This is a genomic window from Lysinibacillus sp. K60 (genome assembly GCF_019731275.1).
Taxonomy (GTDB): domain Bacteria; phylum Bacillota; class Bacilli; order Bacillales_A; family Planococcaceae; genus Lysinibacillus; species Lysinibacillus capsici.
The window spans coordinates 191,857-216,752 of record NZ_JAASJR010000002.1 but is presented as its reverse complement, the minus strand read 5'-3'; the positions used below and the strand labels follow the sequence as shown (position 1 = coordinate 216,752).

General features: G+C 37.8%; 23 protein-coding genes and 1 riboswitch. Of the genes, 5 read left to right on the top strand and 18 right to left on the bottom strand.

The features are described 5' to 3' along the window. Window positions 1–131 precede the first annotated feature (131 nt). Window positions 132–305, bottom strand: coding sequence for a 30S ribosomal protein S21 (rpsU, locus tag HCH28_RS04860; protein ID WP_004227078.1), 174 nt, complete (start codon window positions 303–305; stop codon window positions 132–134). Between the two features lie 252 nt (window positions 306–557). After that, window positions 558–699: riboswitch (cyclic di-AMP (ydaO/yuaA leader) on the top strand. A 115-nt stretch (window positions 700–814) separates the two neighbouring features. On the opposite strand from rpsU, the gene HCH28_RS04855 reads away from it, so the two are divergent. Together HCH28_RS04855 and HCH28_RS04850 are read left to right on the top strand one after the other, a co-directional pair. After that, window positions 815–2,152, top strand: a complete 1,338-nt coding sequence (locus HCH28_RS04855; protein ID WP_221680073.1) for a TrkH family potassium uptake protein — start codon at window positions 815–817, stop codon at window positions 2,150–2,152. Window positions 2,153–2,177: 25 nt separating this feature from the next. Next, window positions 2,178–2,834, top strand: a complete 657-nt coding sequence (locus HCH28_RS04850) for a potassium channel family protein (protein ID WP_221680071.1) — start codon at window positions 2,178–2,180, stop codon at window positions 2,832–2,834. A 51-nt stretch (window positions 2,835–2,885) separates the two neighbouring features. Here the strand turns inward: HCH28_RS04850 and HCH28_RS04845 are convergent, their stop codons facing one another. From HCH28_RS04845 to HCH28_RS04765, 17 genes are all read right to left on the bottom strand, one after another. Next, window positions 2,886–3,455: a manganese catalase family protein gene (locus HCH28_RS04845; protein WP_004227065.1), complete on the bottom strand. Its 570-nt coding sequence runs from the start codon at window positions 3,453–3,455 to the stop codon at window positions 2,886–2,888. Window positions 3,456–3,479: 24 nt separating this feature from the next. Next, window positions 3,480–3,743: a spore coat protein CotJB gene (locus tag HCH28_RS04840; protein ID WP_016994107.1), complete on the bottom strand. Its 264-nt coding sequence runs from the start codon at window positions 3,741–3,743 to the stop codon at window positions 3,480–3,482. Beyond that, window positions 3,736–3,963 carry a spore coat associated protein CotJA gene (locus HCH28_RS04835; RefSeq protein WP_221680069.1) on the bottom strand — a complete coding sequence of 76 codons (228 nt, stop codon included), beginning with the start codon at window positions 3,961–3,963 and terminating at the stop codon, window positions 3,736–3,738. Before HCH28_RS04835 ends, HCH28_RS04840 begins: the two co-directional genes overlap by 8 nt. A 135-nt stretch (window positions 3,964–4,098) precedes the next feature. Further along, window positions 4,099–4,770 (bottom strand): deoxyribose-phosphate aldolase, encoded by a 672-nt coding sequence (gene deoC / locus HCH28_RS04830; RefSeq protein ID WP_009373827.1) that lies wholly within the window; start codon window positions 4,768–4,770, stop codon window positions 4,099–4,101. Window positions 4,771–4,977: 207 nt separating this feature from the next. Continuing rightward, window positions 4,978–6,312 (bottom strand): tRNA (N(6)-L-threonylcarbamoyladenosine(37)-C(2))-methylthiotransferase MtaB, encoded by a 1,335-nt coding sequence (mtaB, locus tag HCH28_RS04825; RefSeq protein WP_004227055.1) that lies wholly within the window; start codon window positions 6,310–6,312, stop codon window positions 4,978–4,980. A gap of 15 nt (window positions 6,313–6,327) precedes the next feature. Beyond that, entirely contained in the window at window positions 6,328–7,065 is a 738-nt protein-coding gene (locus tag HCH28_RS04820; protein ID WP_221680067.1) for a 16S rRNA (uracil(1498)-N(3))-methyltransferase, read from the bottom strand. An 81-nt stretch (window positions 7,066–7,146) separates the two neighbouring features. After that, on the bottom strand, window positions 7,147–8,088 hold the full coding sequence (gene prmA / locus HCH28_RS04815; protein ID WP_004227050.1) for a 50S ribosomal protein L11 methyltransferase: 942 nt from the start codon (window positions 8,086–8,088) through the stop codon (window positions 7,147–7,149). A gap of 21 nt (window positions 8,089–8,109) precedes the next feature. Continuing rightward, window positions 8,110–9,228, bottom strand: coding sequence for a molecular chaperone DnaJ (gene dnaJ, locus HCH28_RS04810; protein ID WP_221680065.1), 1,119 nt, complete (start codon window positions 9,226–9,228; stop codon window positions 8,110–8,112). 233 nt (window positions 9,229–9,461) lie between these two features. Then, entirely contained in the window at window positions 9,462–11,303 is a 1,842-nt protein-coding gene (gene dnaK / locus HCH28_RS04805) for a molecular chaperone DnaK (RefSeq protein WP_221680063.1), read from the bottom strand. Window positions 11,304–11,378: 75 nt separating this feature from the next. After that, a complete protein-coding gene (gene grpE / locus HCH28_RS04800) occupies window positions 11,379–11,951 on the bottom strand; it encodes a nucleotide exchange factor GrpE (RefSeq protein ID WP_004227038.1) in 573 nt (190 codons plus the stop codon). 17 nt (window positions 11,952–11,968) lie between these two features. After that, window positions 11,969–12,997, bottom strand: coding sequence for a heat-inducible transcriptional repressor HrcA (gene hrcA, locus HCH28_RS04795; RefSeq protein ID WP_004227036.1), 1,029 nt, complete (start codon window positions 12,995–12,997; stop codon window positions 11,969–11,971). Window positions 12,998–13,086: 89 nt separating this feature from the next. Then, a complete protein-coding gene (hemW, locus tag HCH28_RS04790) occupies window positions 13,087–14,232 on the bottom strand; it encodes a radical SAM family heme chaperone HemW (RefSeq protein ID WP_221680061.1) in 1,146 nt (381 codons plus the stop codon). A gap of 203 nt (window positions 14,233–14,435) precedes the next feature. After that, window positions 14,436–14,996, bottom strand: coding sequence for a TetR/AcrR family transcriptional regulator (locus HCH28_RS04785; protein ID WP_221680060.1), 561 nt, complete (start codon window positions 14,994–14,996; stop codon window positions 14,436–14,438). Window positions 14,997–15,165: 169 nt separating this feature from the next. Then, window positions 15,166–18,357: a bifunctional cytochrome P450/NADPH--P450 reductase gene (locus tag HCH28_RS04780; RefSeq protein ID WP_221680059.1), complete on the bottom strand. Its 3,192-nt coding sequence runs from the start codon at window positions 18,355–18,357 to the stop codon at window positions 15,166–15,168. Window positions 18,358–18,578: 221 nt separating this feature from the next. Continuing rightward, complete coding sequence (chrA, locus tag HCH28_RS04775; RefSeq protein ID WP_255600697.1) at window positions 18,579–19,742, bottom strand: chromate efflux transporter; 1,164 nt, start codon at window positions 19,740–19,742, stop codon at window positions 18,579–18,581. Window positions 19,743–19,827: 85 nt separating this feature from the next. Further along, entirely contained in the window at window positions 19,828–20,676 is an 849-nt protein-coding gene (locus HCH28_RS04770) for a DUF4179 domain-containing protein (protein WP_221680058.1), read from the bottom strand. 103 nt (window positions 20,677–20,779) lie between these two features. After that, window positions 20,780–21,979: a DHH family phosphoesterase gene (locus tag HCH28_RS04765; RefSeq protein WP_221680057.1), complete on the bottom strand. Its 1,200-nt coding sequence runs from the start codon at window positions 21,977–21,979 to the stop codon at window positions 20,780–20,782. 142 nt (window positions 21,980–22,121) lie between these two features. On the opposite strand from HCH28_RS04765, the gene HCH28_RS04760 reads away from it, so the two are divergent. From HCH28_RS04760 to HCH28_RS04750, 3 genes are all read left to right on the top strand, one after another. Then, window positions 22,122–22,829, top strand: a complete 708-nt coding sequence (locus HCH28_RS04760) for a polysaccharide deacetylase family protein (protein WP_221680056.1) — start codon at window positions 22,122–22,124, stop codon at window positions 22,827–22,829. Between the two features lie 133 nt (window positions 22,830–22,962). Next, the gene (locus tag HCH28_RS04755; protein WP_221680055.1) at window positions 22,963–23,550 is read left to right on the top strand and encodes a TetR/AcrR family transcriptional regulator; all 588 of its coding nucleotides are present in this window, start codon (window positions 22,963–22,965) and stop codon (window positions 23,548–23,550) included. Between the two features lie 22 nt (window positions 23,551–23,572). Beyond that, window positions 23,573–24,715 (top strand): FAD-dependent monooxygenase, encoded by a 1,143-nt coding sequence (locus HCH28_RS04750; protein ID WP_221680054.1) that lies wholly within the window; start codon window positions 23,573–23,575, stop codon window positions 24,713–24,715. The last annotated feature ends 181 nt before the right edge of the window (window positions 24,716–24,896 follow it).

The window sequence follows — 24,896 nt, the reverse complement described above, 5'->3', positions numbered from 1 at the left end:
ACGTAAAGTTGAGCAATGTAAAATACCTGAAATTAATCAAAAATGTGATTAATTTCAGGTATAACTTTGTCTGCTCAGTGAATCATACAATTGCGTGTTATGAACGTAGGGATTTTTAATGGGAAATTAAATTACCACTTACGTTTACGTGCAGCTTCTGATTTCTTTTTACGTTTTACGCTAGGTTTTTCGTAGAACTCGCGCTTTCTAACTTCTTGAATTGTACCACTTTTTGATACAGTACGTTTGAAGCGGCGAAGAGCATCTTCAAGCGATTCGTTTTTGCGAACGACAGTTTTTGACATCTCTCTTTCCCTCCCTCCGAACACACGTCAATACACAATTAGGCAAATTACCTTCTGTTGTGTACTAAAAAATTATATCGTATTGTCTAATAATGGTCAATAGAAAGTATGCGAAATTATCAAGTGAATTTTTGGTTTTATTTTTGCTCGAATTATTCATACAGAAATCGCCCACAATAAAAATAATTACATTTTCCTAACAATTAAGGGGTTTACAAAAAATAGAATAAGGGCGTAGAATAATCACATTCAATTTCATATCGGCCAAATCTCAACTATTTGAGAACGGAGGAACCAATTTTTTGGGGTTAATTCTGCTTTAGCAGAAGGGATGAGAAAGCTCTTTCGCCATCCTACCCGTCAGCTAACTTCGTCGGCTAAAGCGAAGGAGGTCGTTATTGACCACCATTATTAGCATGCTTTCAGTCATTTTCATGCTCTTATCGTAGGTCTTTTTATTATGCCATTTAACAAACAGTTGTTTACTATTCAGAATTGAGGAAAATAAAATGAACAATTTTAAAAAAGCATTAAACCCTCCAAAAGTTCTCGTATTGGGCTTTGCTCTCATTATTGCCATAGGGACGTTTCTTTTAACAATGCCATTTTCTACTGAGGATGGGAAGGGTTTGCCCTTTTTAGATGCTTTATTCACTGCTACATCAGCTACTTGTGTCACTGGATTAATTGTAGTTGATACAGGTGATACCTTCTCTACTTTTGGCGAAGTGGTTCTTTTATTCTTAATCCAAATTGGCGGTTTAGGATTTATGACATTTGCCACATTATTATTTTTACTACTTGGGAAGAAAATTTCATTAAAAGAAAGACTGCTGCTTAAAGAAGCATTTAATAATATCTCCATAGCTGGTCTTGTTCGATTAGTAAAAAGAATATTGCTTTTTACAGCATGTATTGAAATAATCGGTGGTCTTATTCTATCGATTCGTTTTTCTTTTGATATGCCTATTGGAAAGGCCCTGTATTTTGGATTTTTTCATGCCATATCCAACTTCAACAACGCTGGCTTCGATTTAATGGGTGGCTTTAACGGAATGACTGCCTATGTTGATGACCCCTTTGTTGTTTTCACCATCTGTGCTCTTATTACAATCGGTGGATTAGGCTTTATTGTTATGAATGAATTGTATGAATATCGTGTGACTAAAAGGCTTTCTGTCCATTCAAAAATAGTCTTAGTAACCACACTTTTGCTAACTGCTAGTGGAACCATTTTGATATTTTTGTTTGAGTATGGCAACCAAAAAACACTTGGATCATTATCCGAATGGGGTAAAGTGTTAGGTTCCCTTTACCAAGCGGTTACACCACGAACTGCTGGCTCCAATACACTGGCTATTGGAGACTTAACGCATTCTACATTATTTTTAATGATCATTTTCATGTTTATTGGGGCAGGCTCTGGGTCGACTGCTGGAGGTATTAAAATCACAACCTTTGCTGTTTTAGTGGCTACTATGTGGTCACAAATTCGAGGGAAAGAAGATGTCGTTCTCTTTAGACGCAGGATTTTAAATGAAACAATTTTAAAAGCTATGACTGTGGTCATGTGTGGTATGTTCATTGTTGTATTTGTTACCATCATCCTCAGCATAATAGAACAAAAACATAGCTTCATGATGTATTTATTTGAGGCAACATCAGCTTTTGGAACGGTCGGACTTTCAATGGGATTAACACCTGAACTTACACCAGGTGGCCGGGTTTTAATTATTTTAACTATGTTTGCGGGTAGATTAGGTCCCTTAACTATTGCCTTTGCCATTACAAAACGTCGAAAATCAGAAGCTTTCCGCCACCCAAAGGGGAATATAATGATAGGTTAGATTAGAAGAAGGAGTTGTTAATTAAATGGCTATTAAACAATACGCCGTAATCGGCTTAGGTAGATTTGGCACAAGTGTCGCCCGCAGATTACATGAAGCTGGACAGGATGTTTTAGGCATCGATATTAGTGAGGAAAGAGTTGAAGATGCAGAACCTTATGTAACCCATGCGGTAGTAGCAGATACAACTGAAGAGAAAGCTTTAACATCCATTGGCATTGGAAATTTCGATTGTGTTATCGTGGCGATCGGTAACGATATGCAATCCAGTATATTAACTGTATCGTTATTAAAAGAATTAGGGATCAAAAAAGTGATTGCAAAGGCACTTGGAAAAAGGCATGGACAAGTGTTGGATAAGGTAGGTGCTGATTGGATTATCTATCCTGAAAGAGATATGGGCGAAAGAGTAGCAAATCAGTTACTATCACCTAATATGTTAAATTATATAGAATTATCAAAAGAGTACAGTTTAGAAGAAATCATGATCCCTTCTAAAATGGCAGGATATAATCTTCGGGATCTAGATATTCGAGCTAAATATAACGTCAGTGTGATTGCGATTGTGCGCGAAGGGGAAATAATAATTTCCCCTTCTCCTGAGCAAATTATTGAAAAGGAAGATTTATTAGTAATGATTGGTCATCGAAAAGATCTTACTTTATTCTCGAATATTCAATAACCACAAAAAGGCTGTGTCAAGTTCACCTTGATACAGCCAGCCATAGTTGTCTTAGAAAACTTTCTTTTGATCTCTATCATCTTTTAAAATTTCAACAGCCTCTCTAAAGCGCTGGGAATGAACAATTTCCCGTTCACGTAAAAACTTCAAGCTATCATTTAAATCCGTGTCATCTGATAAGTCAATAATCCATTGATATGTGGCACGTGCCTTTTCTTCAGCTGCTATATCCTCATACAGATCCGCGATAGGGTCACCCTTTGCTTGAATATAGGTTGCTGTGAATGGTACACCTGAGGCGTTTTGATAGAATAGAGCCCGATCGTGATTTACATAATGATCACCCAAACCAGCTTCTTTCAGCATTTCTGGTGTTGCATCTTTTGTTAGCTTATAAATCATCGTGGCAATCATTTCTAAATGTGAAAATTCCTCTGTCGCTATATCGGTCAATAACCCTACTACTTTGTCAGGAATCGTATAACGCTGATTCATGTAGCGTAGAGCTGCTGCCAGTTCCCCATCCGCTCCTCCATATTGTTCAATTAAAAACTTTGCAAGCATTGGGTTACATGTACTAACTTTTACCGGATACTGGAGTTTCTTTTCATAATACCACAAAGATTTTTCCTCCTAGTCTTTTGTTTAGACTTGCCATGGCCATGGTGTATCAATCCAGTTAAAAGGATAATTTGAATAGCTTCTCCCAAAATTCATGAGCGGTCCATATTTTTGCTCAAAATCAATTTTAAGTTTCATACTTTTCTCTGTATTTTCATTAAATTGCTGAATGGCGTCATAATCGTGTGGATGAGTGTCTAAATAGAGGTTTAATTCAACAATGACGAAATCAATTGCTTGTATTTCTTCTAATTGCTTATAAAATTCGGGCGGCATCTTTTTAGTCATGCTTCCTCCCTCCTTTTAGGGGAAATGGGTATGGGCTAAACAACTGTGGCCATAGTGTTCCTGCTATTAGCGCTTCTCTTGCGGTTGGAAATTGTGGAAGTCCAGGTGGTTGAAAACCCATATATAGCTGTGGGGGTGTTGCATAATACTTAACTTCTATAGGCTTACAAGGATCAAAGGGGCTAATATAGGGCCTCCAAGACTTATACTGTGTAAACATGACATCCTCCTTTCTGTATTTACATTCATCAGTGGAGTATATGTGCATAGAAAATTATTATGCTGATTAAACACAAAGAAGCCATAAGCTCACGTCAATGTACACATGAGCTTATGGCTCTATAAAAAGATAAAATTAATAGTTGGAGTCGGCAATTAAACCATTCATAATAGCTACACCAGAGCTAGCCCCAATACGAGTCGCACCAGCTTCTACCATTTTTTTCATGTCCTCTAAGCTACGAACACCACCTGATGCTTTTACGCCAAGATCTGGACCTACAGTTTTACGCATAAGCGCGATATCCTCTGCTGTTGCTCCACCAGTAGAAAAACCTGTAGATGTTTTCACATAGTCAGCACCCGCCGCTACAGCTAATTCACATGCTTTCACTTTTTCCTCATCTGTTAGTAAGCATGATTCAATAATGACTTTTACAAGTGCGCTATCTTTAGCTGCTTCTACTACTGCTGCGATATCTGCTTGTACAAGCTCATAGTTTTTATCTTTTAATGCACCGATATTAATAACCATATCTACTTCTTTTGCACCGTTAGCAATGGCATCTTTTGCTTCAAATGCTTTGACTGCTGGCGTATTGGCACCAAGTGGGAAGCCGATAACCGTACAAACTAAAACGTCTGTACCCTGTAGTAATTCACTGCTACGTTTTACCCAAGTAGGATTTACACAAACAGAAGCAAAGTTAAATTGTTTAGCTTCTGCACATAATTTTTCAATTTGTTCTTTTGTTGCCTCAGCCTTTAATAATGTATGATCAATCATACGTGCAAAATTTTTTTCCATTGTTGAACGCTCCTTCATTAAACAAGATGTACGTACCTCTTCGAATCATACCACTTTTTCATGTTGGCGTCTAATATCTTTCTATTTTATTAGTTTGGCTCAATTCAATTCCTACTATGACATAGATATGCCAATTTATTCGAGTATTTCCCTCCTCCTGAAGCAACAAAAAAGGATTGCCTCCAACCGTTAGCAATCCTTTTCATATTAATTAACTGTTTCTAAAACACGAACAAATTGACCTTGTGAGTGTGGATAGCCTGCTTGTGTAATTTTTACTTTGACAAGCTGACCAATGAGACTTTCAGGCCCTTCAAACACTATTTTTAAGTAATTGTCTGTATAACCAGTTAGAAGCCCTTCTTCTTCACTGCCATCATGGACAAATTCTTCAGGAATCACTTCTAATACTTGGTCTTCAAAACGAGAGGCATATTCTTTTGCCAATTGATCATTTAAAGAAATAAGGCGATGCACACGCTCATTTTTAATATCTTCATCAATTTGATCTTCCATACGTGCAGCTGGTGTTCCTGTACGTGGAGAGAATGGGAATACGTGTAGTTCAGAGAACTTATGATCACGAATAAAGTTATACGTTTCCATAAACTCTTCCTCTGTCTCACCTGGGAAACCAACAATGACATCTGATGTGACGGCTAAATCAGGTAATGCCTCATGTAGTTTCGTTAAACGTTCACCGAAAAACTCCATTGTATATTTACGACGCATACGTTTTAAAACCGTATCAGATCCAGATTGGATAGGTATGTGTAAATGATTAACAACAATTTTAGATTCTCGAAGAACTTCAATGACTTCATCTGTCAATTGACTAGCCTCAATAGATGAAATACGAAGGCGCTTTAAGCCTTTTACATTGGCTTCTAAATCACGTAGTAGCTGTGCAAGATTATAATCTTTTAAGTCTTGTCCATAGCCACCCGTATGAATACCCGTTAAGACGATTTCTAGGTAGCCAGCGTCAACTAGTTGCTGTGCTTGATGTAATACTTCCTGTGGATCACGAGAACGCATTAAGCCGCGTGCCCATGGGATAATGCAAAAAGTACAGAAGTTGTTACAGCCTTCCTGTATTTTTAATGAAGCACGTGTACGGTCTGTAAATGCTGGTACATCTAATTCCTCATATACACGATTTTTCATAATATTACGTACGGCATTAATCGGTTGGCGTTCTGCACGATATTGCTCGATATAGCCCAACAATTTTGTACGATCCTGCGTTCCTACAACAATATCAACGCCAGGAATCGCCATAATTTCTGCCGGGGATGTCTGCGCATAGCATCCCGTTACACAAATAACCGCATCAGGATTTTGACGCACTGCACGACGAATCACCTGACGAGATTTCTTATCTCCAGTATTGGTAACTGTACAAGTATTAATGACATAGACGTCTGCTTGATGATCAAATTCTGTACGATCATAGCCCTCTTCCTTGAACAGTTGCCAGATTGCTTCTGTTTCATAATGATTTACTTTACAGCCAAGTGTGTGAAAAGCCACTTTTGACAAGGCTGAACACCTCTTTCATTCAAATTCATAGGATATGGCAGACAGTGCGTATAATGGCGCTGTTTCTGCTCGTAAAATTCTCGGTCCTAATGACATCGTTTGAGCGCCTGCTTGTAATAGCGCTTCCGACTCTTGACGAGAAATGCCCCCCTCAGGACCAAAGATAATAAGCATTGATTTCGACTTCTTATCATACACGTTTTTTAGCTTCTCCGCAAACCTTGTGCGCTTTTCAGCCTTTGCATCCTCTTCATCAGCAATAAAAACGGCATCGAAATGATCTGTTTGTTGTACTAGCTGTTTAAATGATATGGGTTCAAAAACTGTTGGAATATGCGTACGGTGAGCTTGTTCCGCAGCTTCCTTAGCAATTTTCTGTAATCTTTCTTGCTTTTTTGCTCCTTTTTTCTTGTCCCATTTTACAATGGAGCGCTCAGCTTCAAAGGGTAATAAAGCAAACATTCCTAGCTCTGTGGCTTTTTGGGTAATAAGCTCTAGCTTATCACCCTTCGGTAAACCACATGCTACAGTTACTTGAATGGGTAACTCTGGGGAAGGGATTGTTTGTCCAGTCGCTTCAATGACGACCTCATCCCCTTCAAATCCTTCAATTGTGCATATATGCGCAGTGTTTTGTGCAACAACTACAATGTTGTCGCCTTGCTTCATACGCATCACTCGTTCAATATGCCGTGCATCTTCTCCACTAATACGTGCATTTTCGATAGCTGTTTCAATAAAATAACGTTGCATGCCACACAGTCCTTTCTAGCAAGAAAGGAAAACGCCAAATCACAAGCACACGGCTCACGATTTGGCGCTTCCTCAGTCATGTTATAGTGGACGACGGGCAATAATGGCTACCCAATCTTCCATTAATAATACTTCTTCAATCACAAAGCCTGAAGCTTCTAGTGCTACTTTCACATCATCTCGTTTTGCACCGATGATGCCCGAAGTGACATATAATCCACCTGGTTTTACAATTGTATACGCGTCATCTGTGAAGGACATGATGATTTCAGCCAAAATATTAGCGACTACTACATCTGCTGGTTCTTTTACAGTATCTAATAAGTTACCATGGAACACTGCTACCTTATCTTCCACTTTATTTAATGCTACATTTTCTCGCGCTGAACGTACAGCAACCTCATCTAAATCAAGCGCATGCACACTTTTTGCACCAAGTAATGCTGCACCAATAGACAATACGCCCGATCCTGTACCGATATCAACAACTGTATCCCCTTCTTTAATGACCTTTTCAAGTCCTTGTAAACACATTACCGTTGTTGGGTGGGTACCTGTACCAAATGCCATACCAGGGTCTAATTCAATAATTAGTTCATCTGTTGAAACAGGTGTATATTCCTCCCATGTCGGTACGATAGTAAAGCGTTCAGAAATCTTAACAGGATGGTAGTATTGCTTCCAGGCAGTTGCCCAATCTTCTTCATTGACTTCGACAATGGATACCACATTTTCACCGATATCAATGTTAAAGTTCGTTAAATTTGTGATAGCTGCTTTTATTTCTTCGACTGTTTCATTTAAAAAACTAGACTCCGATAAATAAGCTTTAACAATCACGCCATCTTTCGGAAAATCATCTTCATTTAGCGCATAAATTTCACCATATTGATCTTCACGTGGCTTCGCAAACTCTGCAGAATCTTCGATGACAACACCACTTGCACCTGCTTCATGCAAAATATTCGAAATTGCTTCTACCGCATCATTTTTTGTATGAATGGATAATTCTGACCACTTCACGTAGCTCTTCAGCTCCTCTAATTATTCACCTTGGAATTTTTTCTTAATTTTGTCGAATAGTGAACTACCTTGTTCTTCAGGGATATCGCCACTGATTTCTGCAAATTCTCGTAATAATTGCTTTTGTCTTTCCGTTAATTTTTCTGGTGTCATCACTTTTACTGTCACATACTGATTACCCATACCATAACCATGAACATTTTTAACACCTTTATCTTTTAGACGGAATTGAGCACCTGACTGTGTTCCAGCCGGAATACGTAATTTTACTTTCCCATGGACTGTTGGTACTTCAATTTCATCCCCAAGTGCTGCTTGAGGGAATGTTAATTTCAACTCGAAGTAAATATCGTCTCCATCTCGTTCGAAATCCTTGTGACCTTGAACGCGGAACATAATATATAAATCCCCTGCAGGTCCACCGTTTATACCTGGTTCACCTTGACCAGATACACGAATTTGCTGTCCATCATCCACACCTGCTGGGATTGTCACTTTAATTTTCTTACGTTTTTGAACTTTTCCTTCTCCACGACAAGTCGTACATTTTTCTTTAATAATTTTACCTGTCCCATGACATGTTGAGCATGTACGACGGTTCATCATACGACCAAATGGTGTATCCACTGCTTGATTGATTTGTCCTGCACCTTTACATGTCGAACATGTTTCTGGTTGCGTGCCTGGTTTTGCTCCTGAACCGTGACATGTTTCACACGTTTCATCTTTTGGGATTTCTATTTCTGTTTCTTTTCCAAAAATAGCTTCCTCAAATTGGATGTTCATACGATATTGCAGATCATCCCCTTTACGTGGAGCATTTGGATCCTGACGGCGACCACTTCCGCCAAAGAATGAACTGAAAATATCCTCGAAGCCGCCAAAGCCGCCCCCTCCAAAGCCACCACCAAAACCAGCATTCGGATCCTCATGACCAAATTGGTCGTAGCGTGCTTTTTTCTGGTCGTCACTTAATACTTCATATGCTTCAGCGATTTCTTTGAATTTTTCATCTGCGCCTGCCTCTTTATTAAGGTCAGGGTGATATTGTTTTGATAATTTACGATATGCTTTTTTAATCTCATCTTTTGTAGCCGATTTTGTTAAACCAAGCACCTCGTAATAATCGCGTTTCTCCATGATTCACACTCCGCTCTGTTTGCATAAAATCTATTGTAACATGCAGTTGAAAAAACTGCCTCATTTTTTCGATTAAAGGTTCTATAAGTTCCAAAAATGAAGATACTCACTTCCTAGCAGCTAACGTATGCAACTAGCCTATAAATGGTGCATTTACGTGAAGTGACCTCACATCATGACAAAAGCCAAAGCCGCAAGCGGTCTTTGGCTTTTTCACTTAACTGTGTTACTTCTTATTTATCGTCTTTTACTTCTTCGAATTCAGCGTCTACAACACCGTCATCTTTTTTACCAGCGCCAGTGTCTGCACCTGCATCGCCACCTTGAGCTGCTTGAGCAGCTGCTGCCGCTTGTTCGTAAACTTTCATCACTAGTGGCTGTAATACGCCTTCTAGTTTTTCTTTCGCTGCTTTAATACCTTCTAATTCACCAGCTTCAAGCGCTTTTTTCAATTCATCACGAGCATCTTCAACAGATTTTTTCTCGTCTTCCGTAATTTGCTCACCAAGGTCAGCAATTGTTTTGTCTACTTGGAATACTAATTGGTCTGCTTCGTTACGAAGATCTGCTTCTTCTTTACGTTTAGCATCTGCTTCGGCATTAGCTTCAGCGTCTTTTACCATGCGTTCAATTTCGTCCTCTGATAAACCAGAATCAGATTGAATCACAATTGTTTGCTCTTTGTTCGTACCAAGATCTTTTGCTTTTACAGATACGATACCGTTTTTATCAATGTCGAATGTTACTTCGATTTGAGGCACACCACGTGGTGCTGGTGGAATATCTGCTAATTGGAAGCGACCTAATGTTTTATTGTCAGCTGCCATTGAGCGTTCACCTTGTAAAACATGAATATCTACTGCTGGTTGGTTATCAGCTGCTGTAGAGAAAACTTGAGATTTTGAAGTAGGAATAGTTGTGTTACGGTCGATTAATTTTGTGAACACGCCACCCATTGTTTCAATACCAAGTGAAAGAGGTGTTACGTCAAGTAATACAACGTCTTTCACATCACCTGTTAATACGCCACCTTGTACTGCAGCACCCATTGCAACAACTTCGTCAGGGTTAACACCACGGTGTGGCTCTTTCCCTGTTTCTTTACGTACTGCTTCTTGTACTGCTGGAATACGTGTAGAACCACCAACTAAAATAACTTGGTCAATTTCAGAAGTTGACAGACCTGCATCAGATAATGCTTGACGTACTGGTCCTACTGTACGATTTACTAAAGGTAAAGTAATTTCATCAAATTTTGCACGAGTTAAAGAGATTTCTAAGTGTAATGGACCTGCTTCACCAGCTGTAATGAATGGTAAAGAGATTTGAGTTGATGTTACACCAGATAAATCTTTTTTCGCTTTTTCAGCTGCATCTTTTAAACGTTGCATCGCCATTTTATCTTTTGATAAGTCAATGCCATTTTCTTTTTTGAATTCAGCTACTAGATATTCGATAATTGCGTCATCGAAGTCATCTCCACCTAGTTTGTTATCACCAGCTGTAGCTAGTACTTCAAAGACACCGTCACCTAACTCAAGGATAGACACGTCAAACGTACCGCCTCCAAGGTCAAATACTAATACTTTTTGATCTTGATCTTGTTTATCTAATCCATAAGCAAGAGCTGCAGCAGTTGGTTCGTTGATGATACGCTCTACTTCTAGACCTGCGATTTTACCAGCATCTTTAGTTGCTTGACGCTGTGCATCGTTAAAGTAAGCAGGAACTGTAATAACTGCTTTTGTCACTTTTTCCCCTAAGTAGTCTTCAGCATAGCCTTTTAAGTATTGAAGAATCATTGCTGATACTTCTTGTGGCGTGTAGTCTTTATCTTCTACTGTTACTTTTTCAGCCGTACCCATTTTTGATTTAATAGAAATGATTGTGTTAGGATTTGTTACTGATTGACGTTTCGCCACTTCACCAACTTGACGTTCACCATTTTTAAAGGCAACAACAGATGGCGTTGTACGGTTTCCTTCTGGGTTTGGAATTACTTTTGGTTCTCCACCTTCAAGTACAGAAACGCAAGAGTTTGTTGTTCCTAAGTCAATACCAATAATTTTGCTCATTAAAATTTCCTCCTATTATGTCAACGCAAGGGATGCGTTTTCTAACTAATTTTAATTGACTAAATAGTGCAAAGACTATTCGTTCACAGATACCATTGTTGGGCGTAATACACGATCCTTTAAGATATATCCTTTTTGTAGTTCGCGTAAGACGATACCCGTTTCTTTTTCACTATCTTGTTCTTGCATAACAGCTTGGTGAATTGTTGGATCAAATTGCTCACCTTCAGCTTTAATCACTTGCAGACCTTCTTTTTCTGTTGCTTCAATTAAAGAGCGATACACCATTTCAATTCCTTTAATGATCGATGCAGTCTCTTCAGAAGTTGTCTCTACTTGTAAAGCACGTTCAAAATTATCAAGGACTGGTAATAGATCAGATAGTAAGCTTTGGGCGCGATACTTTTCAGCTGCCTCACGGTCTAACTGATTACGACGGCGCATATTATCGAAGTCAGCACGTAAACGTAGGTGACGATTTTCTTCGTCAGCCAGCTTTGCTTGCAGTTCAGCCAGCTTAGCCTCATACTGTTCTTCAATTGATAACTCTACTTCTTCCTGAACTTCTGTTTGCTCTACTTCCTCAGTTGTCGTTTCCGCTTGTACATCTTCTTGTACTAAATCTTTGTTTTCCGTTGTTTCCGTCACTTGAATCCTCCTCATTCTCATTCACTACGATTCTTCATAAAGGCTTGTGTTAAATCCAAGCGCATTACGTCTAATAAAGCCACAACACGCTTATAATCCATACGTGTAGGGCCAATAATAGCAATGGCTCCCTGTTGATCATCACCAATAGAATAGGTAGTGGTAATGACACTGCAATTTTCCATTTCTAGTTGTTTATTTTCTGAGCCTATCCGAATATGAATACCTGATTCATTCGGATGGAAAAGTGACTGCACTTGGCTAGTCGTCTCCATCAAGTCCAAAATCATCCGGACTTTATTTAAGTCATGGAATTCTGGTTGGTTGAACATATTCGTTTTCCCACCATAGAAAATTTTACTTTCTGAATTATGCATTGTTGCTGTGATAAGTGCGCGAATAAAATCATCCGCTGACCGAACATGTTGCTGTAACACGGCTAGCACTTCAGCTTCAAGGCTTTTATGGAGATCTTCTAATGAAACTCCAATAAGGCGATCATTTAAGATATTCACCATTTTCTCTAAATCAGAAGCGGTAAAGTCAGGTGGTAGATTGAACATGCGGTTTTCTACATGCCCATTATTCGTCACGATAATCGCTACTGCTGTGTCGCTGGAAAGAGGGACAATTGAAAACCGTTTAACACGATGCCTTTGGACATCAGGTCCTAAAAGTATGGAAGTATACGATGTCAGCTCTGATAAAATATTGGCTGACTTTCGGATAATATGCTCTACTTCTACTAGTCGATCATTAAAAATTGATTGAATTTGTTGAATGTCCTTAGAATTAATACCTTGAGGACTCAACAAATGATCTACATAAAATCTGTAACCCTTTTCCGAAGGCACTCGACCAGAGGAGGTATGCGTTTTTTCTAAAAAGCCTAATTCCTCTAAATCCGCCATTTCGTTTCGAATAGTGGCTGGACTAAATGTAATCCCTTGTTTTTTGGAGATTTGGCGAGAACCCACCGGCTGCGCAGACACAATAAAGTCGTCTACAATGACTTGCAATATCTGTAACTGCCGATTTGTTAGCATGATTATCACCTCTGTTAGCACTCAACTAAGAGGAGTGCTAATACTATTATTAAGTTATCAAATCCCACATTTTATGTCAACGATATCGCTCAATCTTCTAGCAAAAATTGTTGAAATACTTCATTGCCCACAAAACGTCCTTTTCTCGTCAAGCGTACCCCAAGCTCATCCTGTTCTAAAAGCCCCTTTGACACTAGATCTTTTATTACCACATCATAATGGGCAGACATAGGTGTTTTAAATTTCTCTTCATATATAGAGTGCATAACACCCTCTGTTTTTCTTAGCCCTAAAAACATTTGTTCTTCTCTTTTTTCCACTTGTGATACTTCATGTGCGTGGACAATTGGTAGCTCATTTGCTTCCACAGCTTCCATATACTTTTTTAATGGACCGTGATTGGAATAGCGTATACCTGCTAAATACCCATGAGCCCCTGCGCCAAACCCCGCATATTCATCATTATCCCAATAAATCTTGTTATGCTCTGAACGATACCCAGGCTTTGCAAAATTACTAATTTCGTATTGTTGAAGCCCATGTAAGGCCATTTGTTGCATCAGCACATCATACATATCCGCTTCTAAATCTTCTGTCGGTAAATACAGTTTCCCTTTAGCGTACTGATTATAAAAAATCGTTTTGGGTTCTACAATAAGAGAATAGGCAGAGAAATGTGGCAAATCAAGAGTAAAAGCTTTGGCTAATGAATCCTTCCATTGCGCCATTGTTTGCCCAGGTAAGCCATACATTAAATCAATGCTGATATTACGGAAGCCAATTTTCCTAGCCAAGGCGATTGTTTCATAGACATGATCATTACTATGAGTGCGTCCAATCTTCTGTAGCAATACCTGGTCAAAAGATTGTACCCCCATGCTTAAACGATTGACACCACCGTCGAACAACACCTGCAATTTGGCTGCAGACAATTCATCTGGATTTGCCTCTGATGTAAATTCTGTCACACTATTCATTGGAATATACGTATGAATAGACGTTAGTAGTTTGTCCAATTGCTCAGGCGATAAAGCTGTCGGTGTTCCGCCACCAAGAAAAATCGTCTCGATGTTACGGAATTTTTCAGGATGTTTTTCTGTTGTCAGGGCCATTTCCTTTCCAAGCGCTTCTATATATTCATCCACTGGTTGATTTTTAAAATAAAATTTATTGAAATCACAATAATTACAGATTTGATGACAGAAAGGAATATGAATGTAAACACCTCGTGCCATAGCAATCCCTTCTTTCGCGTTAAGTCTTTTCCATTTCTACATTATAACGAATCGATAGAAGGAACGCTATGAAACCATTCAAGTGAGCTTACATATATTTTTCTCAAATGTTTTTCTACAAACAACAAACTAGTATGCCAAAGAAATTCCTCTAGCCTACTAGTTAACAAGTGTTTCTTACAAAGGTATTATCGAAATATATCTTATGCTTTTATCCCATTGAATAACGTCTCTATAATGAGCGTTGCTGCCGATTTTTTTGCAATAGTTCCTTCTTGAACCTGCTGCCACGTTGTAAACAGTAAAGAATAAAGTACATTTAGCATCCATTCACTATCCATATCCAGTCGCAAATAGCCTTTAGACTGCAATGATTTTATTGTGCGTCGAACAGGCTCTTTTAACTGATCCTCAGCCGCCAATAATTCTGCATTGTAATTTAAAGAGCATTCATGCGCCAAAAAATAGATTTTATCTCCTAAAGGAATCAAAGCCTCAACAAGTTCCGGAATATATGCTTCATCCTCTTCTGCCACAACTATTTGACTCATTGTTTCATCTACAACTTGGACAGCCCTAAAACTGAGTTGAAGCATCAATTGCTCTCTGTTGTCAATGTAACGGTGTAGTGTGGCAATACCTACACCAGCATAACTAGCAATATCATTTAAAGAAGCAGTTGGATTTTCCACAAGGAGTTCTGTCGCTGCATCTAAAATAGCGTTACGTCTTGCTTCTTTGGTTGCTGATCTAGAATTCTTCATCAACTATCACTTCTTTCTAATCTAAAATAAACTAGATAGTTTTTACTATCATTTGCTACAATTGTAGACCACAGAAGGCACGATTTCAACCTTCCACAAATTTCTATGAGAGATAGAAATAAGCTACTCTTGCCTGTTGAAAGAGTAGCTTTTGATGTATTAAATTATTTTATTGATCATTTTGGACCCATACATCCTTCACATACCTTCCTTCTTGTTGAAGTTGATTGATCCATACATTAGCATCTTCTTCCCCTACCCCTTTTACTCTCCTGTAGGCAAGCAGTAATGCACTCTCAACCTCTGGCGCCATTTTACTACCATCTCCACATATAAAAATTTGTCCTTCACCTTCCATCATTTGAATAATAGTAGCGGCATGTTGGGTCATTAAATGCTGGACATACGTTTTGGGTGTCCCTTCTGTACGTGAAAAAGCAGTATGGAGCGTTACAACCCCTTCTTTTTCATATTGTTCAAGCTCTTTGCGATAGATAAAATCAGTATTATCTCTACAACCAAAATATAGATGTGCTTCACCCAGTTCAATTCCTTGCTGTTTCAGTGTGGAGCGTGCTTGTAAAAAGCCTCTAAACGGAGCAATCCCAGTCCCTGGTCCCACCATTATTAACGGGGGTGTAGGATCTTTTGGAAGATGAAAGCCAGAATCATTGGCACGGATAAACATGACGATTTCATCGCCAATATGACATTGAGCTAAATAATTTGAGGCCACCCCACGATACTCTCCTTGCCCACTCCAAGCAGGTTCATGTAAAACGCCAACAGTGATACTCAGCTGTTCAGAATTCACTTGAGGTGAACTGGATATAGAATAATATCTAGGTTTTAAGGCTGGAAGTAATGCTAAAAATCTTTCGAATGGGAAAGCACAAGCTTGATACTTTTCAAGTAAATCTAGCATGGAAATTCGTTTCTTTACTATCTCCTTCTTATATGCTTCCTCCTCTAATAAAGCCTCTAGTTCACGTTTATGTGGAGGACATTCTGTAAATGCTGCAAGTTGACGGATTTGCAGTCGAGTTGCAGGGTTTTGAATGTCAACGCTGTGTGAAAGAACCTCATACAAACTAACTGGGTGACCTAATGGGAGATGAGCGTGTTCATTAATAGCAGTAATGATCACTTGATCATTATCATTAAGTCCAAAACGCCGTAGCACTCGCTGCACTGTGGTTCTATTATTCCTCGGTAATACGCCCAAATGATCCCCCTCTTGATATGTTATACCATTAGGCAAGGCTATCTCGATATGACGTGTACTACGTTTACTTTCCATACCTTGCAGTTCTTCATTTTTTACTACAGTTGCCAATGAAGCACTATGCATGAAAGCTAAAGAAGTTGTCACTTCATCGCGAATTAATTGAATCGAAATATTCTCATGTTTTGGAAGCACATTTTCATGAATCATTAAGGGGTAAATCGTTTTTAGATCCAACCATAATTGAGCCCGCCAATCTTCCCACGTTTTCTCAAAATCTCCACTCGCATCAGCCTCACCACGTTTAGAAATTTTTGTAGCTCCTTTTAAAGAGAGCTGTTCATCAAGGAGTCTTGGAATTTTTTGATACGTCGTATTCCAATTTCGATCCCCATAACCAAAAACTGCAAAGTTAATGCCTTGAAGAGCCGTTGAATCAAGTTGATCTACCCATGTGAGAAACTTACGTGCATTTCTTGGAGGCTGCCCATTATAAGAAGAACTAATAATTAATACCGCTCCTTCTTTTGGTAAATTCCCACAATAATCATCAAGGGCAGCTACTTCTCCTTGAATACCATACAAACTAGCTTCATTAGCTAATTGTTGTGCAGCACCCTTTGCTGTTCCTAAATCGGAGCCATACAACACTAATAATGGATAGTTAGATTCTAAGGCTGGATTGGTCCCTCGATAATTCGACTTCTTTTCTTTATGAGAAACAGTGCTATCGTGATTTTTCTGTTGGCCACTAGATTGCTTTATTTTGCAGTGACGTGGCTTCACTTGTATTTTAAAATCATCTGGTTTTATCGTTAATGTTTGCTGAATTTTTAATTGATAATTAGTAAAATCAATTAGGTCGAAATGTTGAAGGATCATGCCTAAAACTAATGTGGCTTCGTGTAAAGCAAATTGCATTCCAATGCAAGCACGCTGACCATTACCAAATGGTTTAAAGGCATGTAACGGTACTTTGCCCGAATCTTCAAAACGTTCAGGTCGAAATAAATTTGCATCTTCTCCCCAAGCATTTTTATCTCGATGTAGTTGGGGTAAAAGAATGTCTATATTTTCCCCTTTTCTGATTGGATACTGTCCCCCAATTACTGTGTCTTCTTTAGCATAGAGTGTAAAGCCTGGAGCAGTTGGCCATAAACGCAATGACTCATTTAAAATCATACGAATATAGGTTAACTTTAGTACTTCCTCATAATTCGGCGCATCACCAGTAATAACCTGATCCACTTCTTCATAGGCCCTTTTTAATACGTCTGGATGCTTCAACAAAAAATAAAGCGCAAAGGACAGTAGGCCACTTGTCGTTTCGTGGCCAGCTATGAGGAAGGTAATGATCTGATAACGAATATTTTCATCATCCAGCGTCCCCCCTGTTTCAGGATCTCGTTCATGCAGCATGCGGGCAAGTAAATCCACCTCATCTTGCTTTCCTCTTGCTTTACGTTCTTTAATAATGGCATCTACTAATGAAAACATTGTTTGAATATCTTCTTGAAACTGTCGTCTTTTTCCAATCATTAAAAACTCTTGGATTTTTAAGCGTGAGCTTTTCATCATCGCTTCATTTAATGCACGAACCATACTCATAATAAAAGGACTAAGTGTTTCTTTATAAAAGCTATTAAAACGATAATTAAATCCGCTTAGTCCTATGGTGTCTAACGTAAGGCGTGTCATGTCGTCTGAAACATCGATTTCTTCTTGAGGATTTAATCTGGCCCATTTTTGGATAAGTTGTGTAGCAATATCGGTCATCATATCATGATAGCCCTTCATCGCTTGCTTACTAAAAGTCGGAAGTAAAATATTGTGCGCCTTCTGCCAGTTAGGTTCAGTCGTTCTACTAGTAAATAAGCCGTCACCACTGAAAGCACGAACATTTTCAAGCTCATTATAAATTTGTTTATCAAAACGCCTAACATCACAAACTTCAGCTACTAATTCATGTCCTGAAATCACCAAACCTGAATAACCTGGTATCTCTAAACGGTAAATAGGTCCATACGCTTCAGCTAGCTTACAAAGTGAGAGTGTGGGCTGCTCTTTATCAATTAAAGGTAAATTTCCAAGTGGACCAAACATTTTAGGGCGTGGAACATATCCTGTGTTTACCATCATAAACCCCTTCTTTCTCATTTATTAAATTGATAGATTTTACTATCAATTGATAAAATAATATATCAATCATTCAATACATTCAACATTTTATGTAATATGAAAAGGATAAAATGCCATTTTTATGAACAACCTGTGAATAGAGTTGAAAAGAGAAAGACAAAAAAGCCCGATTCCCCCCAATAGTTAAGGGAAAAATCGAGCACTTGAAATAATATACTTCATGTATAACAAACGATTCCGACGACTATGCCTAAAAGCACCAATAAATAAGGCTGTATTTTCCATCGAATTAAACACCATAAAAAGACAGCCACTATGAAAATATCTAACGTGCTGAGGATGGTTTGTGTTACAACGGGATGTACAAAAGCAGCGGCTAGAATGCCAACGACCGCCGCATTTGCGCCTGCCATCGCACCTCTAAGACGTGCAATACGGCTTAGGCTAATCCAAAATGGTAGCGCTCCAACCACTAGCAAAAACGCTGGTAAAAATATTGCGAAAGTAGCAATAATCGCTCCTGGAACGCCAGCAATGACCATACCAATATATGCAGCAAATGTAAATAAAGGTCCCGGAACTGCCTGTGTCATACCGTAGCCAGCTAAAAAATCTGAAGTACTTATTTGACCACTTTGAACAAATTGTGTTTCCAGTAAAGGTAAAACAACATGACCGCCACCGAATACTAAGGCACCTGCAAGATAAAACTTCTCCATCATGGAAATCCACTCATGCTGCCATAAGGCGGCTAATATAGGTAAACCTAGGAGCAGCATGAAAAAAAGTACTAGTAAAACAATACCCGTGGTTTTTGAAATAGGTATATGAACTAATTTTGAGGTATTACTCGCGTTACTTTTTTTCAGAAGTTGAAAGCCTAAACAAGCAGCAATCAATATTGCTACGATTTGAGCAAATGGATTTAGCCAGGTCAATACTGTTATCAATGTCAATATAGCAATCAACCAGTGCCATTTTGTCGAGAGTAATTTTTTGCTCATATCAAAAATAGCATGAGCGATAATCGCCACTGCTACTAACTTCAAACCATGAATCCAATCCATCTTAAACTCTGTATACTTGGAGAAATAGGCAAAAATTATAAGTATCAGAACAGATGGTAAGGTAAAACCAAGAAATGATAGAAAGCTTCCTAATACTCCTCCTCTAAGTAAGCCAACCCCCATCCCCACCTGACTAGATGCAGGACCAGGCAAAAATTGACTTAACATAACGAGTTGACCATAATCATGTGCAGAAAGCCATTTACGCTTCTGTACATATTCCTGTTGAAAATAACCTAGATGAGCTGTTGGGCCTCCGAATGAGGTACAGCCTAATTTTAAAGCAACAAAAAAAATCTCCCAAAGCCTTCGCAAACTCTCAACTACTTTCCATATCTTTTATTTCATTTTACACGGAAAGCAGTTTTTTTTAGATTAAGAGTTTGTAAAATTTACTTCATTATTCATCTTTCTTTATTTTAATTGCAGAACCTACTTTACTACCCTCTTTATTGATTGGAATTAAAGTGTAATTTTTTTCTGTTAGATAGAGTGCATCTACACGACTTCCCCACCTTGTACCCTCTTTATTTAATGGATAGGGTGTGGCAAAAGCCCATGATTGTCCAGATTTTGATTGGATTTTAAAGTGTAACGCATCATTGACAACACTTTCCTCAGCATGAAAATAAATGGTTGTGGAAATAGGTGTGGAGACAACTTTGTCAATGGTTATTTCCTGCTGATCAACATGCTTTACTTTTTTATCAATAGAAAAGATTTCACGATCTTGTTGTAATTGCTCTTGTGAAGCATCTACCTGAAATTCCCATGGCTTCTCAATTGGTGTTTCAACATTCCAATCTTTATAACGAATAACTAATTCTAATTGTTCATCAGTCGGAAAATCATCCATTTTAATACTATTGTATATTGTATAGACGTTGGCAGACTTTGCTATGGACTGTCCTCCATTACGAACCATATAATCTTGACCATTGACGAGAATTTGCGGAAAGAAAAATACTTGATGGTCTGGTTTAAACTCTTTTCCAGGTTCGAAAGTTGCATTCAGTAAAATTTGATTGTCATCTATAATCACTTCATTTAATGTTAGCCGTCCTAAGCTATTGCTAGCTGTTTTCCCTACATCCGTTTTATAGGCTTCAAAATTCACATCCTGATCCCACCACAAATACAGCGTCGATCCACTAGCAATCATTAATAAAAGGATCACAATAATAAGCCATTTCTTACTTCTCGGATTTTCCTTATCCAAATCCACAACTCGAATCATATCATTGGACAACCGTACACCTCATTTTTTATAAAAATCATTATGGTTCATTGTAGTGCTCAATCATGCATTATATAACCTTCTATGTTGAAGATTCATTATGTATAAAAGGATATTACATCCCTTTATGTAGATGACGAACTTTATTGACTTCACGCATTAAATAGTCCACAAAGAGATCATCTCTTACTAGCCATGCTTGATTATTTCGCTTTAAAAACCACTCTGCTTCATTAAAGCCCGCAAAGGATTGTGTCAGTGGCATGTTATTTTTTTCAATTATCCAATCAACCTCATCGTTTGAATAGAGCATAAACATTTCATCTTGCTGATTTTTATAGAAAGTCCCAAACGTAGACCCTTTTATGTTATAACGATTTCTTTTTGCATCCTCTGGAATAGGCTCTATATGGAATGTTGCCACTACATACTGCTTGTAAGCTTCCTCTGTTAATGAGCAGCCAGCAGCCTTTTGATGTCCACCTCCACCATATTTGGCGGCAATAGCTGACACATCAATATGATCATGGATTGTTCGAAAGGATATCTTTTTACTGCCCATATTGATCATCGCAATATAATCAAGATGCGGATTTTCCTTTCCCAATTCATTACCAAGCTCAGAAAGATAGGATTCTGCATAGACAACCCCAGCACAGTATTCACCCAAAGTGGTTTGAATAAGCTCCCGTTTCTTACGCCGAATGTAACGTTCTGTTTTTTCTTCTTCCATGCTTAAAATTTTCTTTTCAAAATCATCGAAGTCAAAGTGATCACTTGTTTTTAAACGCTCGACCATTTTCTCTTCAAATTCTTCAATCGACACTAGAAAAAAGAGTGCATTTAATCTTTGCGCTTGTAAATTGCCGTTCTTTTCCCATTCCCATGTATCGTATTGTCTTACTAACTCTACAAATTCAGAAACGGCTTCTGTTTTTTCTAATAGACCATGGATAACCAGGTATTGATAATATAAAGAAGTAGCTGACGTTAAAAAGCCTTGCTCATCCTCAATTAATACCTTTCCCCACTCATATTGATTGAAATGAAGTGCTGTCTTATGATGATCCAACAATTGCACATTACCAGTCGTCTGATAATAATCATGAATCCTTTTTTCATTCTCTTCATTTGGAGAAAGGTCAGTAATAAACAAAAATGTTTTCTGTTGATCATTCTCCAAAAAGAATTCGATTTCGCGATCAAGTGCTGTAATGGAATTGTAGCGTATTTTCACCTTATCGTTAAAAGCAAGCTTGGCTAAAATCCCACACCCTACTCCGTCTAGATCATTATGTGATAATAATTTATACATGTTCTCACCTCCACTGTAGTATGGTTATTTTTTCAGTATTCAAACAGATAATGACGTTCAATACGTAACAACATTGATATTGTTTTCCAGATAACATACATTAAAATCATACCTCTTTAGGGTGAAAGGGAGGACACAGTGAATGAAAAGGAAACTAGTTTATAGTGGAATCGGATTTATTCTGATCTTTGCATTAGCATTTTCAGCTTATAAATTAATGAATGCACGTGACTATCAATTATTTGGTCCTATTACCTCTCGGGTTGAAACTCAGGAAAAGGTCGTTGCATTGACATTTGATGACGGACCAACTGACAATACTGGTGCTATTCTATCGTTATTAGATGACTACCAAGTAAAAGCCACTTTTTTTCTTATTGGTCAGGACATTGAAGAACATCCAGAAGATGCTAAAAAAATAGTAGAAGCAGGACATCAGATTGGTAATCATACGTATTCTCATAAACGTATGGTATTAAAAAGCCCCTCCTTTATTAAAAAGGAAATAGAAAAAACAGATGCCCTTATTGCCAATATCGGCTATCAAGAAACACCCGTAGTAAGACCACCATATGGTAAAAAGTTAATCGGCTTTCCCTATTACTTAAATAAACATCAACGCGAGACCATCACATGGAACTTAGAGCCTGACACGTTCTTTACAAAGACAGAGGATAAAATAAATTATGTAAAGGAAAACATTCAACCAGGCTCCATTATTTTATTGCACCCTATGTATGATCAAACTGACAATGAACTACAGACAATAGAAGGCATTCTTCAGTCCCTTACGGATGAGGGCTATACATTTGTCACGGTAGATGACCTTTTCAAATTTAAAGCGTCATGAGATTGTTTCATGTTTTTGAAAACTTTATGAATAAGCTAGACATATTATTGCAAAAAGTAATATTAAACATTATATTGACCATGGTCATATTTTGACTTCGGTCATTTTTTTTATAAAGGAGCCCATTTCAGAAATGCTAAGAGCAGAGCGTAAAAAAGAGTTAAAAGAGCATATTTTTCTACAGGCTATTCAATTATTTAAGGAAAAAGGATATGAGGCTGTAACCGTTCAGGAAATTGTTTCGGTATGTGGCATTGCTAAAGGTACCTTTTTCAATTATTTTTCAAGGAAAGATGACATTTTACTTTATTTAGGTACATCACAATTAGAAAAACTAACAAAGCAATTAAATCATTATCAATATATAGAAAACCCTAAAGCGCTCATTTTAGTGTTATTGGGTGATTTATTGAAAAGGCTCACAGAGCATGGTGAATTAATGAAGCTAGTTGTTATGGAAATTATGAAGTCCTCCTATTTAGTTGAAAACGAATACAACAGTATTCAAAAGTTACAAAAAAGCATAGAAAGCATTGTTGAACAAGCAAAAATAAATGGCACTTTACAAAGTGAGCATGAAACAACTATTATCGCCTCTTCAATCATCAGTACATATTTCCACACATTATTATCTTGGTCTTTACAGCAAAGTGAAGAAAAAGATATAGAAGCTTTGTTTGAACAACATTTAGACATTGTTTGGAAAGGCATTAGTAAATAATTTAAAAGAATGGAGGATAAGAATGCGTAAAAAAATTATTGTAGTAGGCAGTGGAATAGCAGGTTTAAGTGTAGCTGTAGCTCTGCAGAAAATGGACATGGATGTATCAGTTTATGAAAGGGCTTCAAAACCTACCGTTGCAGGAGCTGGTATTATCATTGCACCAAACGCTTTAAAAGCTCTAGAGCCATTCGGATTAGCTGAAACAATTAAGGAAAGAGGAAATCCAAGTGATGGCTTCCATATCCTTTCAGAGCAAGGTAAGATGCTTAATAAACTTACGATTCCTTCTAGTTATCAATACATGTATTCCATCCACAGAAAGGATTTACATGATATTCTCTTGTCGGCATTAAGGCCAAACACTGTTAAATGGGGCAAAAATTTTTCACATGTCATACAGGATTCGCAAGGTGTACAGGTGACATTCGAAGATAATAGTATTGTGACTGGCGACATTTTAATTGCTGCTGATGGGATTCATTCCCCTATTCGCAAGCAACTATTTCCCAATAGTTCGTATCGCTATGCTGGTTACACATGCTGGCGTGGTGTAATTGCTACAAAAGGAATACCCAATATTAAGGAATCATTTTTCGAAACATGGGGCTCACAGGGGCGATTCGGGCTAGTTCCATTACCAAATGATCAAGTCTATTGGTATGCTCTTGTCAATGCAAAGCCCAATGATGCTGATTATATAAAATTTACTACTACTGATTTATTTAATCATTTTAAAGATTATCATTTTCCAATACCAATTTTATTAAACAATACGGATGAACATCAAATGATCCACCGTGATGTGTTTGATATTGTACCAATGGATAAGTTCTATCATCATCGTACCGTTTTTATTGGGGATGCTGCGCATGCAGTTACACCCAACATGGGGCAAGGGGCATGTCAAGCAATCGAAGATGCCCGAATATTAGCAGAATATCTTAATAAGTATGAAAATATCACTCAAGCATTTGCCAACTACAATGCCCATCGAAAAGAAAAAGTAAATACAATCTCTAAGCAATCATGGAATATTGGCAAAATGGCTCAGATGAATAATCGTTTTTTAATTAGCCTAAGAAATAAGTTATTAAAATTAACACCTCCAGTAATGATTCAAAAACAAGCACATCATGTCTATAATTTTGAAACCACAAAATAAACCAACTATAACAAAACGCTTAAAATCTGCATTTTCTTTGTGCAGATTTTTTCTTTTAACTAGGCAAATAGATAAAAAGTAATAGTGCTTAAAGTTTTTCTTATAATAATATTATCGTCCTTTTTCATCTCAAGATATTTCTTTAAGAATTAAGCCGCATTAACATAGTTAGAATTTGTAA

Bases quoted from the DNA above. Each gene is read 5' to 3' on its own strand.
- rpsU (WP_004227078.1), bottom strand. From the start codon at position 305: ATGTCAAAAACTGTCGTTCGCAAAAACGAATCGCTTGAAGATGCTCTT.
- HCH28_RS04855 (WP_221680073.1), top strand. From the start codon at position 815: ATGAACAATTTTAAAAAAGCATTAAACCCTCCAAAAGTTCTCGTATTG.
- HCH28_RS04850 (WP_221680071.1), top strand. From the start codon at position 2,178: ATGGCTATTAAACAATACGCCGTAATCGGCTTAGGTAGATTTGGCACA.
- HCH28_RS04840 (WP_016994107.1), bottom strand. From the start codon at position 3,743: ATGACTAAAAAGATGCCGCCCGAATTTTATAAGCAATTAGAAGAAATA.
- HCH28_RS04835 (WP_221680069.1), bottom strand. From the start codon at position 3,963: ATGTTTACACAGTATAAGTCTTGGAGGCCCTATATTAGCCCCTTTGAT.
- deoC (WP_009373827.1), bottom strand. From the start codon at position 4,770: ATGGAAAAAAATTTTGCACGTATGATTGATCATACATTATTAAAGGCT.
- HCH28_RS04820 (WP_221680067.1), bottom strand. From the start codon at position 7,065: ATGCAACGTTATTTTATTGAAACAGCTATCGAAAATGCACGTATTAGT.
- dnaJ (WP_221680065.1), bottom strand. From the start codon at position 9,228: ATGGAGAAACGCGATTATTACGAGGTGCTTGGTTTAACAAAATCGGCT.
- dnaK (WP_221680063.1), bottom strand. From the start codon at position 11,303: ATGAGCAAAATTATTGGTATTGACTTAGGAACAACAAACTCTTGCGTT.
- hrcA (WP_004227036.1), bottom strand. From the start codon at position 12,997: ATGCTAACAAATCGGCAGTTACAGATATTGCAAGTCATTGTAGACGAC.
- hemW (WP_221680061.1), bottom strand. From the start codon at position 14,232: ATGGCACGAGGTGTTTACATTCATATTCCTTTCTGTCATCAAATCTGT.
- HCH28_RS04785 (WP_221680060.1), bottom strand. From the start codon at position 14,996: ATGAAGAATTCTAGATCAGCAACCAAAGAAGCAAGACGTAACGCTATT.
- HCH28_RS04780 (WP_221680059.1), bottom strand. From the start codon at position 18,357: ATGGTAAACACAGGATATGTTCCACGCCCTAAAATGTTTGGTCCACTT.
- HCH28_RS04765 (WP_221680057.1), bottom strand. From the start codon at position 21,979: ATGTATAAATTATTATCACATAATGATCTAGACGGAGTAGGGTGTGGG.
- HCH28_RS04760 (WP_221680056.1), top strand. From the start codon at position 22,122: ATGAAAAGGAAACTAGTTTATAGTGGAATCGGATTTATTCTGATCTTT.
- HCH28_RS04755 (WP_221680055.1), top strand. From the start codon at position 22,963: ATGCTAAGAGCAGAGCGTAAAAAAGAGTTAAAAGAGCATATTTTTCTA.
- HCH28_RS04750 (WP_221680054.1), top strand. From the start codon at position 23,573: ATGCGTAAAAAAATTATTGTAGTAGGCAGTGGAATAGCAGGTTTAAGT.